The sequence below is a fragment of the Nitratireductor mangrovi genome, assembly GCF_007922615.2.
In the GTDB taxonomy this organism is placed as follows: domain Bacteria; phylum Pseudomonadota; class Alphaproteobacteria; order Rhizobiales; family Rhizobiaceae; genus Mangrovimarina; species Mangrovimarina mangrovi.
Map to the genome: position 1 here is coordinate 2,647,354 of NZ_CP042301.2, position 12,622 is coordinate 2,659,975.

General features: G+C 67.7%; 13 protein-coding genes. 8 read left to right on the forward strand and 5 right to left on the reverse strand.

Annotation, left to right across the window (positions count from 1 at the left end; translation table 11 throughout):
- Nucleotide 1 precedes the first annotated feature (1 nt).
- Genes cbiE through cobF form a run of 8 tightly spaced genes read left to right on the forward strand, consistent with a single transcriptional unit; the run spans nt 2 to nt 7,077 of the window.
- Nucleotides 2-1,246: a precorrin-6y C5,15-methyltransferase (decarboxylating) subunit CbiE gene (gene cbiE, locus FQ775_RS12960; protein WP_146300256.1), complete on the forward strand. Its 1,245-nt coding sequence runs from the start codon at nt 2-4 to the stop codon at nt 1,244-1,246.
- Complete coding sequence (locus FQ775_RS12965) at nt 1,225-1,629, forward strand: cobalamin biosynthesis protein (RefSeq protein WP_246730113.1); 405 nt, start codon at nt 1,225-1,227, stop codon at nt 1,627-1,629. Before cbiE ends, FQ775_RS12965 begins: the two co-directional genes overlap by 22 nt.
- Entirely contained in the window at nt 1,626-2,390 is a 765-nt protein-coding gene (gene cobM / locus FQ775_RS12970) for a precorrin-4 C(11)-methyltransferase (protein WP_146300255.1), read from the forward strand. The genes FQ775_RS12965 and cobM overlap by 4 nt, the downstream gene beginning before the upstream one ends.
- The gene (gene cobA / locus FQ775_RS12975) at nt 2,387-3,190 is read left to right on the forward strand and encodes a uroporphyrinogen-III C-methyltransferase (protein ID WP_146300254.1); all 804 of its coding nucleotides are present in this window, start codon (nt 2,387-2,389) and stop codon (nt 3,188-3,190) included. Before cobM ends, cobA begins: the two co-directional genes overlap by 4 nt.
- Nucleotides 3,187-4,500 carry a cobyrinic acid a,c-diamide synthase CobB gene (locus FQ775_RS12980; protein WP_146300253.1) on the forward strand — a complete coding sequence of 438 codons (1,314 nt, stop codon included), beginning with the start codon at nt 3,187-3,189 and terminating at the stop codon, nt 4,498-4,500. The genes cobA and FQ775_RS12980 overlap by 4 nt, the downstream gene beginning before the upstream one ends.
- Before the next feature lies 1 nt (nt 4,501).
- Complete coding sequence (gene cobS, locus FQ775_RS12985; RefSeq protein WP_146300252.1) at nt 4,502-5,269, forward strand: adenosylcobinamide-GDP ribazoletransferase; 768 nt, start codon at nt 4,502-4,504, stop codon at nt 5,267-5,269.
- Nucleotides 5,270-5,285: 16 nt separating this feature from the next.
- A complete protein-coding gene (gene cobT / locus FQ775_RS12990) occupies nt 5,286-6,299 on the forward strand; it encodes a nicotinate-nucleotide--dimethylbenzimidazole phosphoribosyltransferase (RefSeq protein ID WP_146300251.1) in 1,014 nt (337 codons plus the stop codon).
- Between the two features lie 7 nt (nt 6,300-6,306).
- Complete coding sequence (cobF, locus tag FQ775_RS12995) at nt 6,307-7,077, forward strand: precorrin-6A synthase (deacetylating) (RefSeq protein ID WP_146300250.1); 771 nt, start codon at nt 6,307-6,309, stop codon at nt 7,075-7,077.
- A gap of 53 nt (nt 7,078-7,130) precedes the next feature.
- Here the strand turns inward: cobF and FQ775_RS13000 are convergent, their stop codons facing one another.
- From FQ775_RS13000 to FQ775_RS13020, 5 genes are read right to left on the reverse strand one after another with little or no spacing between them, the layout of a single operon-like run.
- Nucleotides 7,131-8,936: an acyclic terpene utilization AtuA family protein gene (locus FQ775_RS13000; protein ID WP_146300249.1), complete on the reverse strand. Its 1,806-nt coding sequence runs from the start codon at nt 8,934-8,936 to the stop codon at nt 7,131-7,133.
- Nucleotides 8,937-8,952: 16 nt separating this feature from the next.
- On the reverse strand, nt 8,953-9,753 hold the full coding sequence (locus FQ775_RS13005; RefSeq protein WP_146300248.1) for an enoyl-CoA hydratase/isomerase family protein: 801 nt from the start codon (nt 9,751-9,753) through the stop codon (nt 8,953-8,955).
- 41 nt (nt 9,754-9,794) lie between these two features.
- The gene (nadE, locus tag FQ775_RS13010) at nt 9,795-10,778 is read right to left on the reverse strand and encodes an NAD(+) synthase (protein ID WP_146300247.1); all 984 of its coding nucleotides are present in this window, start codon (nt 10,776-10,778) and stop codon (nt 9,795-9,797) included.
- A complete protein-coding gene (locus FQ775_RS13015) occupies nt 10,775-12,313 on the reverse strand; it encodes a class I adenylate-forming enzyme family protein (protein ID WP_146300246.1) in 1,539 nt (512 codons plus the stop codon). Before FQ775_RS13015 ends, nadE begins: the two co-directional genes overlap by 4 nt.
- Nucleotides 12,314-12,322: 9 nt before the next feature.
- A complete protein-coding gene (locus FQ775_RS13020; RefSeq protein ID WP_146300245.1) occupies nt 12,323-12,595 on the reverse strand; it encodes an acyl carrier protein in 273 nt (90 codons plus the stop codon).
- Nucleotides 12,596-12,622 lie beyond the last annotated feature (27 nt).

The following is a 12,622-nucleotide window of genomic DNA, read 5'->3' on the forward strand; positions in this document are numbered from 1 at the left end:
CATGCCATCTAGCGAGCCGCGCACCGTGCCCTCAAGCCAAAAACGCTGGCTGTCGATCGTCGGCATCGGCGAGGACGGCGTCGACGGGCTGAGCGCCGGCGCCCTCGAACTGATCGAAACCGCCGAGCATGTCTTTGGCGGGCGTCGCCACCTTGCACTCGCCGCCGACCGCATTCGCGGCGTCGCGCATCCCTGGCCGTCGCCCTTCGGCCTGGCAATGCGGGAGGTGGTCGCGCTGCGCGGGCATTCGGTCTGCGTGCTCGCCTCCGGAGACCCGTTCTACCATGGGGTCGGGGCGACGCTGGCACGCCACGTTCCCGCCGAGGAGATGCTTGCCGTGCCGGCGCCTTCGTCCTTCAGCCTGGCTGCCTCGCGACTCGGCTGGCCGTTGCAGGAGGTCGAGACGGTGTCGCTGCACGCGCGGCCGGTCGAGCTGATCCGCCCGCTGCTCAATCCGGGACGCAAGGTCCTCGCCCTGACATCAGACGCCGACGGCCCGGCAATCCTGGCCGAACTCTTGCTGGCGGACGGGTTTGCCGGCTCCCGCCTGACCATACTTGAGGCCCTTGGCGGGCCGGACGAAAAGGTGACAGCGACGACAGTCGGCGAGAGCCTTCCGGTCACGGTGAACCCGCTCAATCTGGTTGCGATCGAGGTCGCGGGCGGGCCGAATGCGCGGATATTGTCGCGTGCACCCGGGCTGGCCGACGGCATGTTCGTGCATGACGGCCAGATCACCAAGCGCGAAGTCCGTGCGATCACGCTTTCGGCGCTGAGGCCGCTGCGCGGCCAGTTGCTGTGGGACATCGGCGCCGGCTGCGGCTCGGTCGCCATCGAATGGATGCTCGCCGACCCGTCCATGCAGGCCATCGCGGTCGAACGCGATGTCAACCGTTGCGCCAATATTCGCCAGAATGCGCTGCGCTGCGGCGTGCCTGCCGTCGAAATTATCGAGGGCGAGGCGCCCGAAGCGCTCGCCGGATTGCCACAACCGGATGCGATTTTTGTCGGCGGCGGTGGCTCGAAGGATGGCCTCCTTGACGTTGCCATTGCGGCGCTCCGCCCCGGCGGGCGGCTGGTCGCCAACGCGGTCACGCTCGAGATGGAAGCTGCCTTGCTGGAAAGCCACGCCGCCCGTGGCGGCGAGCTGACCCGTATCTCGATCGAACGCGCCGCGCCTGTCGGCTCGATGAGCGGCTGGCGTCCGGCCATGCCGGTCCTGCAATGGAGCTGGACAAAGCCATGATCGTGGCAGGGATCGGCAGCCGGCGCGGGGTCGGCGTGGAGGACATTCTGGCCGCGGTCGCCGCCGGCATGGGAGGCGCGGGCCTGCCCGACCAGGTGCCGGACGTTCTTGCGACCGGCCCGACGAAACGCGGCGAGGCCGCGATATTCGAGGCGGGCCAAAGGTTGCAGCGCGAGGTGCGTGTGATCGAAGCGGAATTTCTCCATGCGGCGGAACCGCGTCTGCTGACCCGTTCGGCAGCGTCCCAGGCCGCCACTGGCTCGCCTTCGCTCGCGGAGGCCGCCGCGCTCGCGGCTGCCGGCCCCGCTGGCCGCCTGCTCGCCCCGCGCACGGTGTGCGGACCGGTGACCTGCGCCATCGCGCGCGACGGGAGCGGCCAATGACGGTGCATTTCATCGGCGCTGGGCCAGGTGCTGCCGACCTCATCACGGTGCGCGGCCGCGACCTGATCGCACGTTCGCCAGTCTGCCTTTACGCGGGTTCGATCGTGCCACCGGACCTGCTGCAACATTGCCCGGCGGAGGCCGAGATCATCGACACCGCGCCGATGTCACTCGACGAGATCGAGCAGGCCATGGTCGCGGCGCATTCCGAAGGCAAGGACGTGGCGCGGCTGCATTCGGGCGATCTTTCGGTGTGGAGTGCGGTGGCCGAACAGATGCGCCGGCTCGACCGGCGCGGCATCCCCTACTCGCTGACGCCGGGCGTGCCGGCCTTTGCGGCCGCGGCGGCCGCGCTGGGCCGTGAACTGACCATTCCGGAGGTCGCGCAAAGCCTGGTGCTGACGCGTGTGTCCGGCCGCGCCTCGCAGATGCCGTCAGGGGAAACGCTGGCTGGCTTCGGCGCCACCGGAGCGACGCTCGCGATCCATCTCGCCATTCATGCGCTCGGGCAGGTCGTGGCTGAACTGACACCGCTCTACGGGAGCGACTGCCCGGTGGCTATCGTCGTCCGGGCGACCTGGCCGGACGAGCGCATCGTGCGCGGCACGCTGGCGACCATTGCCGGCCTCGTCGCCGCGGAGCCGATCGAGCGCACCGCGATCATCTTCGTGGGACCGGGATTGACGGCGCAGGAATTCCGCGAAAGCGCACTCTACGACGCCGGCTATCAGCGCCGCTTCCGTGGCAGGGAGGCTTCATGAGTTTCGACAAGGCCCTTGCCCGGCTGGCGCCACAGATCGTCGAGTTCGAGCCCGGTCACGTCTGGCTTGCCGGCGCCGGGCCCGGCAATGCCGGCCAGTTGACGCTCGACGTCGTCTCAGCGCTCGCGCAGGCCGACGCGGTGATTTACGACGCCCTGGTCGACGCCTCGATCCTGCGCGCCGCCGACGGTGCGGACCTGCATTTCGTCGGCAAGCGCGGCGGCAAGGCATCGGCCCGCCAGGACGACATCACCGCGCTTCTGATCGCGCTCGCCGGCCGCGGCAAGCGCGTGCTGCGCCTGAAGGGCGGCGATCCCTACGTCTTCGGCCGCGGCGGCGAGGAGGCCCTGGCGCTGGCTGCCGCCGGCATCCCGTTCCGCATCCTGCCCGGCGTGACCTCCGCCTTCGGCGCGCTCGCCAGTGCCGGTATTCCTGCCACCATGCGCGGCTTCAACAAGGCGATCATCCTGGCAACCGGCCATGCCGCGGGAACGCCCGACGATCTCGACTGGGCGGCACTGGCGAAGACCGGGCAGCCGATCGTCGTCTATATGGGGCTGGCCAATCTCGCCAAGATCGCCGCCGCGCTGGTCCGGGGTGGGCTCGCGCCGGCGACACCTGCAGCCATCATCACCGCCGCGACGACGCCTGAGGAGCGGGTGCTCGTTTCGACGCTCGGCAGAATCACCCAGGAAGCTGCGAATACCGGCATCACCTCGCCGGGACTGATCGTCATTGGCGAGATCGTCTCGATGCGCGCCCAACTTGGCCAGCTCGCCAATCTGGTGAAAAGCGCATGAGCGCCAGAGGCCTGATCGTCGGCGCGGCACGCTCCGGGTCCGGCAAGACCAGCGTGACGATAGGCCTCCTGCGCGCCTTCAGACGCCGCGGCGTGCGCGTGCGCGGCGCGAAGTCCGGTCCGGACTATATCGATCCGGGCTTCCACGCCGCAGCGACGGGACTGCCCGGCGTCAATCTCGACAGCTGGGCAATGGCGCCGGCGCTGCTCGACGCGCTCGCGGGCCAGACGGCAGCCTATGCCGAACTGGTGGTTCTGGAGTCGGCGATGGGCCTTTTCGACGGCATCGTCGCCGAACCAGGCCGTTCGGGTGCGGCCGCCGACCTCGCCAGGCGCTACCGGTTGCCGGTGCTGCTGGTGCTCGACGTTTCCGGCCAGTCGCAGACCGCCGCCGCGATCGCGCGCGGCTTCTCCTCGCACGACCCGGAGGTCGAGATCGCCGCTGTCGTGCTCAACCAGGTGGCCAGCCCTCGCCACGAACAGCTGGCGCGGGACGCGATCGAGGCGATCGGAATCCCGGTCGTCGGCGCCATTCACCGCAATCCCGACATGGCCCTGCCGGAACGTCATCTTGGCCTCGTCCAGGCAAGCGAGCACGCCGCAATCGACGCCTTCATCGAGCGGCTGGCCGACACGATGGAAAAATCCATCGACCTCGACCGGGTCGCCGACCTCGCCTCGCCGCTCGCGCCAATGGGCGGTGCATTCGACGCGATCCTGCCGCCGCCCGGGCGGCGCATCGCGATCGCACAGGACGCCGCCTTTTCCTTCGTCTATCCACATGTTCTGGGCCACTGGGTAAAGTCCGGGGTCGAAGCCCGACCCTTTTCCCCCCTCGCCGACGAGGCACCGGGCGAGGAGTGCGACGCCTGCTGGCTGCCGGGCGGTTATCCCGAACTGCACGCGGGAACACTCGCGAAGGCCGCGAACTTCCGTGCGGGCATGACGCGCTTTGCGCAGACCCGCCCGGTCCATGGCGAGTGTGGCGGCTTCATGGTGCTCGGCGACGCGATCGAGGATGCGGAAGAGGTGCGGCATCCGATGCTCGGTCTGCTTGGTCACGAGACAAGCTTTGCCAAGCGCAAGATGAATCTCGGTTATCGTCAGGCGCGCCTTCGTGCCGACTGCCCGATCGGCAAGGCCGGCGAGACCGTTCGCGGCCACGAATTCCACTATGCCCGCGTCACCAACCCCGGCAATGACGAGCCGCTGGCAGAGATCGCCGACGGCGGCGGCAATCCACTCGGGCCTTCCGGCGCTCGGCGCGGCAATGTCACCGGCACTTTCTTCCACGCGATTGCGAGGGGCTGAAATGGCCGACCTTCCACCCGCGCGGCAGCTCCTGGCCGACATCGGACAATCGCTGGGTTTCTTCACGCGGCTGCCGGTGACTGCCCTGCCCGCAGATCGCCGCAGCTTTGGCGAATCGGTGTGGGCCGCCCCGCTCGCCGGCCTTGCCGTCGCGCTGGTCGCCTGGCTCGTCCATGTCGCGGCCGGCTGGGCCGGGCTCTATACCGGAATGACAGCGGCGCTGGCGCTTGCCGCGACGATGCTGGTGACCGGTTGCCTGCACGAGGACGGGCTTGCCGATGTCGCCGACGGTTTCGGAGGCGGTCACGACCGGCAGAAGAAGCTCGACATCATGCGCGACAGCCGCATCGGCACCTACGGCGTCTGCGCGCTCGCCATCACCATCCTGCTGCGCTGGCTGGCGCTGACGGCGCTGGTGACGCCGGGCAATCTGCTGATCGCGCTGGTGGCGGCGCACATGGCCTCGCGCGCGCTGCTGCCCGCCTTCATGCATCTGACGCCGAATGCCCGGGACGAGGGCCTGTCGGCCGGTGCTGGCGAAATCAGCATGCCGGCAATGCAGGCCGCACTCGTTCTTGGCGTGCTGGCGCTGTTGCCCTTCGGTTTCGGCGGCACGCTGCTCGTCGCGCTGGCGCTGGCGCTCTGGTTCTTCGCGCTCCGCACGCTGGCCATGCAGCAGGTCGGCGGGCGCACCGGCGACGTGCTCGGCACCCTGCAGCAAGGGGCCGAGATCGTCGTGCTGCTTTGCGCCTGCATCCTCTTTGGCTGACCTTACGGGAGACCTCATGCCGCGATTTGCCACGCTCGACGATCTCAGGAGAGCTTGCTCGGACCTACCGCTCATCGATCCGAAGGCGGCCGAAGCGGCACGCTTGCGCCAGGGGGTCCTGACCAAGCCGCCGGGCAGCCTTGGCCGGCTGGAGGAGATCGCCATCCGGCTGGCCGGCTGGCAGGGCAAGGAGCGACCCGCCCTGCAAAGGGTGAGCGCCATCGTCTTTGCCGGCTCGCACGGTGTCACCGCACGCGGCGTCTCTGCCTTTCCGGCCGAGGTGACGGCGCAGATGGTGGCGAATTTCGCCGCCGGAGGCGCGGCCATCAACCAGTTGGCAAAGGCTGCCGGCGCCGAACTCTCGGTGGTGCCGCTCGACATCGACAAGCCGACGGCCGATTTCACGCAAGCACCGGCGATGGACGATGACGCGTTCCTGACGGCCGTCTCCACCGGCCATGACGCGGTCGCGCAGGACGCCGACCTGATCGTGCTGGGGGAGATGGGGATCGGCAACACGACCGTCGCGGCCGCGGTGGCGGCAGGGCTGTTTGGCGGCAACGGCGGCGAATGGGCCGGACGCGGCACCGGCGTCGACGATGCCGGGCTGAAACGCAAGGCGGAGGTGATCGACGAGGGCCTGACGCGGCACGCAGGCCGGCTCGGTGACCCGCTTGCCGTGCTGGCCGCGCTCGGCGGTCGTGAACTCGCCGCCATTTTCGGCGCCACCCTGGCCGCGCGCCGGCATCGCATTCCGGTCGTGCTCGACGGCTTCGTCTGCACCGCGGCCGCCGCGCCCCTGGCAAAACTCTCGGCCGGCGGTCTTGATCATGCCATCGCCGGTCATGTCTCCGCCGAGGCGGCGCATCGCCGGCTGCTGGAAGCGCTTTCGCTGTCGCCCCTGCTCGACCTCGGCATGCGGCTCGGCGAGGCGTCGGGCGCCTGCCTTGCCGTCAACATCCTGCGTTCCGCGCTTGCCTGCCACAACGGCATGGCAAGCTTCGCGGAGGCAGGCGTTTCGGAGGGCTAGCCGCCTCATGCGCAGGCTCCTGATCATCGGCATCGGCGCGGGCGACCCGGACCACATGACGGTGCAGGCGATTGACGCGCTCAACAGCGCCGACGTTGTCCTCGTGCCTGAAAAGGAAGGCAAGGACGGGCTCGCGGCGCTGCGCCACGACATCTGCCGCCGCTTCATGACCAGGACAGACTGGCGGACCGTTGCCTACAAGGTACCGAAGCGCGCCGCGCCCGACCTGTCCTACCGGCAGGTCGTCGACGACTGGCACGAGGCAATCGGCGATATCTGGGGCCGGCTGCTGAGCGAGGACGTGAAGGACGGCGAGACCGCGGCCTATCTCGTCTGGGGCGATCCCTCGATCTACGATTCGACGCTGCGCATCGTCGAGCGGCTGGCGGCGAAGGGCGATGTCGCGTTCGACTATGAGGTCATCCCTGGCATCACCAGTATTCAGGCGCTCGCCGCACGGCACCGGATCGCGCTCAACACGATCGGTGGGCCGATCCACGTCACAACCGGCCGCAGGCTCGGCCAGGAAGGACCCGGTACCGCCGACAGCATCGTCGTGATGCTTGACGGCGAACTGGCCTTCACAACGGTCGATGCCGACGAGTTCGACATCTATTGGGGCGCCAATCTCGGCACTGAATCCGAAGTCGCGATTGCCGGGCGGCTTTCAGAGAAATCCTCTGAAATCACAGAGGCGCGGGCGAAGGCCCGCGACAAGGCCGGCTGGGTGATGGACACCTACCTGCTGCGCAGGAAGGACAACGGAGCGAAGGAATAAGGCCCCTGGGCTTGCTCTTGGGCTTGGGCTCGCTCCATGCGCCGCAACGCCGCTCAGGGCTGCCATCCGGAAAGCGGGCCACGCGGTTCCAGCCACGCCGCCGGCACTTCGACGGGCAGGTCCAGCAGCATCTGGGCGTAGGTTTTGGCCTGCGGATCGTAGCGTAGCGATGCCGTTCCGCCGCCGCCAAGCACGTCTTCGAGCAGGAAATTGAGCGCGTTGAACCCCGGCAAGAGGTAGCGCCGGACCTCGCCCTCAAGGTAATGCGCGAAGAAACCGCCGACGCGTTCAGCCGTGACCTGTTCGCAAAGGTAGGGATAGAACTCGGACCGGCGGGCGATGATGCCGATATTGGCATGGTTGCCCTTGTCGCCGCTTCGCCCCCAGGCCAGGGCCCGCAACGGAACGGTCACGGTCCGGGCGCCCCGCAACGGCGCAGGCGGCGGCGCGTCGGGCGGCAAATCGTTCGAAGCTCCCCCATCCGCGATCGTCGCCCGGCGCGCTTCCCCATCGACTTCAATCTCGACCGGCACTCGCGCCTTCGGCCACAGAAAGGAATGCACGCGCAGCACCGGCGTCGGTTTGGGCCGGCCATGCAGGACGCCGGTGAGGCCTTGAGCCATCGCGACGCCCGGATGGGCAAACTCGCGGGCAAAGATTTCGAGCGCCTTGGGATCATCGTGCCTCAGTCCGATCTTGACGATGACCTCGCGCGCCTCGAAATCCCTGCGTGCCGCGCCATAGGTATCTTCGGCGCCGATGCATTCGACCGAGACCTCGCGATAGGGGCTAAAGCCGCGTGCGGCCATGATCGCCCCGGTGCGCCTGATCAGCGCGTCGGCCGTTCGGCGGCCCTTGTCGGCAGCCCGCCAGCCCGCGATCATGTAGGTGGTCATCAACCGGAAGCCGTCGAGGTAGGTGCCGCAGACCTTGTAGTCCGACCCTGGCGCTCTGCCCTTCGCATTCCTGACCAGCACGCGGTCGACATCGAGCTGTTCGAGCCGCACCTCGGAAAAGTCGCAGGTGACATCCGGCAGCCGATAGGCGCGCGGGTCGCCGATCTCATAGACGATCTGCTCGGCGACGGTCCCGACCGAAACCAGACCGCCCGTCTCGGCCGGCTTGGTGACGACGAAGCTGCCGTCCGCCGCACATTCGACGATCGGGAAGCCCATATCGTGCCAGCCGCCGGCAACCTCTTCCCAGTCGGTGAAAAGCCCACCCGTCGCCTGGGCTCCGCATTCGATGACGTGGCCGGCAAGGCTGCCCGCGGCGAGGCGGTCGTAATCCTCGACCTGCCAGCCGAACTCGTGGATCAGCGGTCCGAGCACCATCGCCGAATCGACCACGCGGCCGGTGATCACCACGTCGGCGCCGTCGGAAAGCGCTTGCGCGATTGGGGTGGCGCCGAGATAGGCGTTGACCGACGCGAAGCGTTCGGGCAGCGGTGCACCGGAAAACATCTCCGCGGGCGCCGCGCACGCGATCTCCGCAGCCTGCCCGGACAGGTCGTCGCCCGTCACGACGGCGACCTTGAAATCGAGCCCGGCCTCGGCGGCCGCGACCAGAAAGGCGTCCCGGCAAGCGCCGGGGTTCATGCCGCCGCTGTTGGTGACCAGCCTGATACCCTGCCGCTTGATATCCGTCAGAACCGGCTTCACCGAGGCGAGCCAGTCCGGCACGAAGCCGCCTTCAGGTGCCTTAACCCGCGCCCGGGCGAGCAGGGCCATGGTCACCTCGGCGAGATAATCGCCAACCAGATAGTCGAGCTTGCCCTTTTCGACGAGTTGCCGAGCGGCGAGCGTGGTGTCGCCCCAGGCGGCAGACGAACTGCCGATACGAACGATTTTTCCGTTCAAGACCCGCCCCATATCGTCACGTCCAGCGCGGTTTTCGCTTTTCAAGAAACGCGGCCACGCCTTCCCGCCCCTCCTCACCGAGCAGGCACTCGGCGAAGCCGTCGGCGGCAAGGTCGAGCATGGCTTCGGGACCCATGCGACCAGCGGCATGCACGATGTTCTTGGTGATGGCGTTGGCGCCGGGCGCACACCGGCGAACACTGTCCCTGATTTTCGCCTCGACTGCGGCGAAGGCCGCAACATCGGGAACGGTCTTGTCCACGATCCCGAGCCTTGCAGCCTCCCGACCGTCAAACCGCGCCGCTGTCAACATGATGCGCCGGGCCGCGGCTATTCCGGTGCGCTGGACGACAAACGGCGCGATCTGCGCCGGCGGAATGCCGAGCATGGTCTCGGTCAGCGCAAATTTCGCATCCTCGGTCGCCACGATCATGTCGCCGGCGCAGGCAAGCCCCAGCCCGCCGGCCATGGCCGCGCCATGGACCAGCATGACCGTGACCTGAGGCAAGGTGTTGACGGCGTGGAAGAGCTCGCCGGCGCTACGGCTGAAGGCGACCACCTCGGCCTTGGAGACGTCCTCGCGCATCAGTGCCCGGAAGGCCTTGAGATCGCCGCCGGCGCAAAAAACCTCGCCCTTGCCGCGAAAGGTGATCCCCCGGATGCTGCGATCGCCGGAGAGCGCCGCTACTACCGCCGCGAGTTCGCTGGACATCTCCGCCGAGAGTGCGTTGCGGGCGTCCGGTCGATTGAGCCAGATCGTGAGCCAGCCGTCGTCCCGCTCCAGCACCAGCGTCTCGGTCGACGGCAGATCGGACATGCGACTTCCCCTTCAGATGGCGCGCCGCGCGCAGTCTGAAGCTATGCGAGCGGCGCCGCAAGCTGTGGCGGAAGATGCAGGTAGTGCGCCACTTTGCGCTTCGCCGCGATATCCTTCCAGACCATATCGACCTGATCAGCACTGAGCGCGGCCGCACCGGCGACGGCCGTTGCCGGCAATCCGTGATCAAGCCCGTAGAGGCAGAGGTCCATCTTGTCGTAGGGCAGCGCGAAGTAGAATTCTTCCTGCGTCTGCGGCAGCGAATAGGTGTCGGTGGTCGGCGGTCGGGTGCGCACCTCCTCCGGCACGCCAAGATATTCGGCGAGCTGATAGACCTGCGACTTGTAGAGATGGGCAATCGGCTTCACATCCGCCGCCCCGTCGCCGTTCTTGACGAAAAAGCCCTGATCGTACTCGAGCCGGTTGGGCGTGCCGATCACGGCGTAGTTGAGCCGGTCGGCATGATAATATTCGAGCTGCTTGCGCGTGCGCTGCTTCATGTTGGTCGCGGCCACGATGCCGAGATAGGCCGCGGCCGACAGGCGGTGCCTGGCGACTTCGCCATCCGGGCTGCGCACTACCAGCGAGGAAATATTGTAGCCCGAAGTGGTCATGGCGTTGGCAAAGACGATCTTCGACGTCCAGCCAGGCCCGTATTCGGGAACGATCTCGCGGATGAACCGGTCGCGGCGGCGATAGCAGCCCATTGCCTCCAATGCCGGCCCGATATCTTCCACCTCGGCCGTTAGCCCGAAGGTGTCGGCGACCAGTTGGCCAAGCCGTTGGCTTTCGGGATCGGAATCGTTCTCCGGCATCAGCAGGCAGTGAACGTTTTTCGCGCCGACGGCACGCGCGGCAAGGCCCGCGCAGACACTGGAATCGATGCCGCCGGAGAGACCGAGCACGAGCCCGCGCTTGCGCAGCGGGCCGCGAAGTTGCTCGCGCATGGCCGCGGCGATGCGATTGGTTTCGGCGGCCGCATCGATCGAAAGCGCGGCAGGGGAGAAGGTCGGACGATGGTTCATTCGACTGTTCCTGTTGCTTGCACGAGGCGGCGCACGACCTTGCCGCTCGCAGTCTTTGGCAAGGCGTCTCGGAAGGCGACCGCCTTGGGCACCATGAAGTCAGGCAGATGCTGCGCGCAGTGGCGCATGACGGCGCGCGCGCTGAGGTCGGGGTCCGAGGCGACGACCGTCGCGTGCAGCACGTTGCCGAGGAGCGCATCCGGCACGCCGGTGACGGCGGCTTCGCGTACACCCGAGCAACCGTGAAGCACGGCTTCGACCCGGCACGGGGCTACCTTTTCACCCCGGATCTTGATGATGTCGTCCTTGCGCCCGACGAAATGCAAAAAACCCTCCGTGTCGGCGCGGAAGAGATCGCCCGTGTGCAGTTGCGTCTCGCCGGTCGCCGGGTCGGGCCGGAGCGCCTCGCGCGTGGCCGCCTCGTTCTCCCAGTAGCCGAGCATCAGATGCGGTCCGCGCACCACAAGTTCCCCTGTGTCGCCGCGCGCGACCGGTAGGCCCTCGCCGTCGACGATGGTGACTTCGGTACCCGGGATCGCCTTGCCGACCGATTCAGGCTTGCGGTCGATCTCCTCCGGCGGCAGGCTGGTCGCCCGTGCGCATTCGCTGAGCCCGTACATCGAATGCAGGTGCGCGCCCGGGAACAGACGCCGCAGCCCGGCAATGTGGGCCGCCGGCAAGGGGGCGGCGGCGTTGGTTATGTAGCGCAGTGCCGGCAGGCTCGTTGCGGAAAGATCGTTCATCGACAAAAGCATCGCGGCCATGGTCGGCACCAGCGGCAACCCGGTGACACCCTCCTTGCGTGCTTCCTCCATCACCGCATGCGGGAAAGCGAAACCCTTGGCCAGCAACAGCGTGGCGCCGGTGCGGACTGAAACGATCAGTTGGTAGAGCCCGTAGGTGAAGGAGAGCGGCAGCGCACCAAGCACAACGTCATCGGCACTGTTGCCGAGATAGGAGGCGATCGAGGCCGACACGGCGAGCATCGCCGAGTGTTGCATCATCACGCCCTTGGCCTGCCCGGTCGAGCCCGATGTGTAGATGATCATCGCCAGATCGGCTTCGGCGCCGATGTGCGTTGGACGGGGCGCGGCGGACCCCACGAGCGTCTCGAACGGTAAAAGCCCGGCTACGAGCGGCCCCTGCGCCCGCGCCACCACGATCCGCGGCGGCTCCGCCAATCCTTCCGCCGCGGCCGCGCACCCGGAGGCGTATTTCGCCTGGGTCAACGCCGCCCGCGGTCGGCAGTCGGCGAGCAACTGGCCGAGCCCGTTGCCCTTAAGTGATGGATTGACGGGGCAGAACACGGCGCCGGCCTTCAGCACCGCGAAGATCGACAGCGCCGCTTCGGCGATGTTGTCCATGAGGATGACGACGCGGTCGCCCCGCTCGACACCCAACGCCACCAGCCCTGCAGCTAGCCGGTCAGAATCTGCATCAAGGTCGCCGTAGCTCATGCGCGCCGGGCCGTCGACGAGCGCGACCTTCTCGGGACGCTCCGCCGCGCTTTCGCGCAGAAGGTCTTCGACGCGCACCGCCGCGCCCTAGCCGGCGAGCCTTCGGCCCTCGCCGCGCTTGCGCGCGATGAAGGCGGCGATGTTGTCGATCGAATCGAGGTTGGCCGGTACGATGTCGGCGTCGGCGATCGTCAGCCCGAAATGCTCCTCGAGATAGGAGACCAACTCAAGGATGCCGGTGGAATCGACGAGGTCACTCTCGATCAGCGAAACGCTGTGCTCGAGCGGGTATTTGTCGTCACCGAAGAGAAAGTTCTCGACGATGAAGTCGCGCACCTGCTGGTGGACGGTATCGGACATGGCGATGGCCTTTCTCGGTTCGAATTC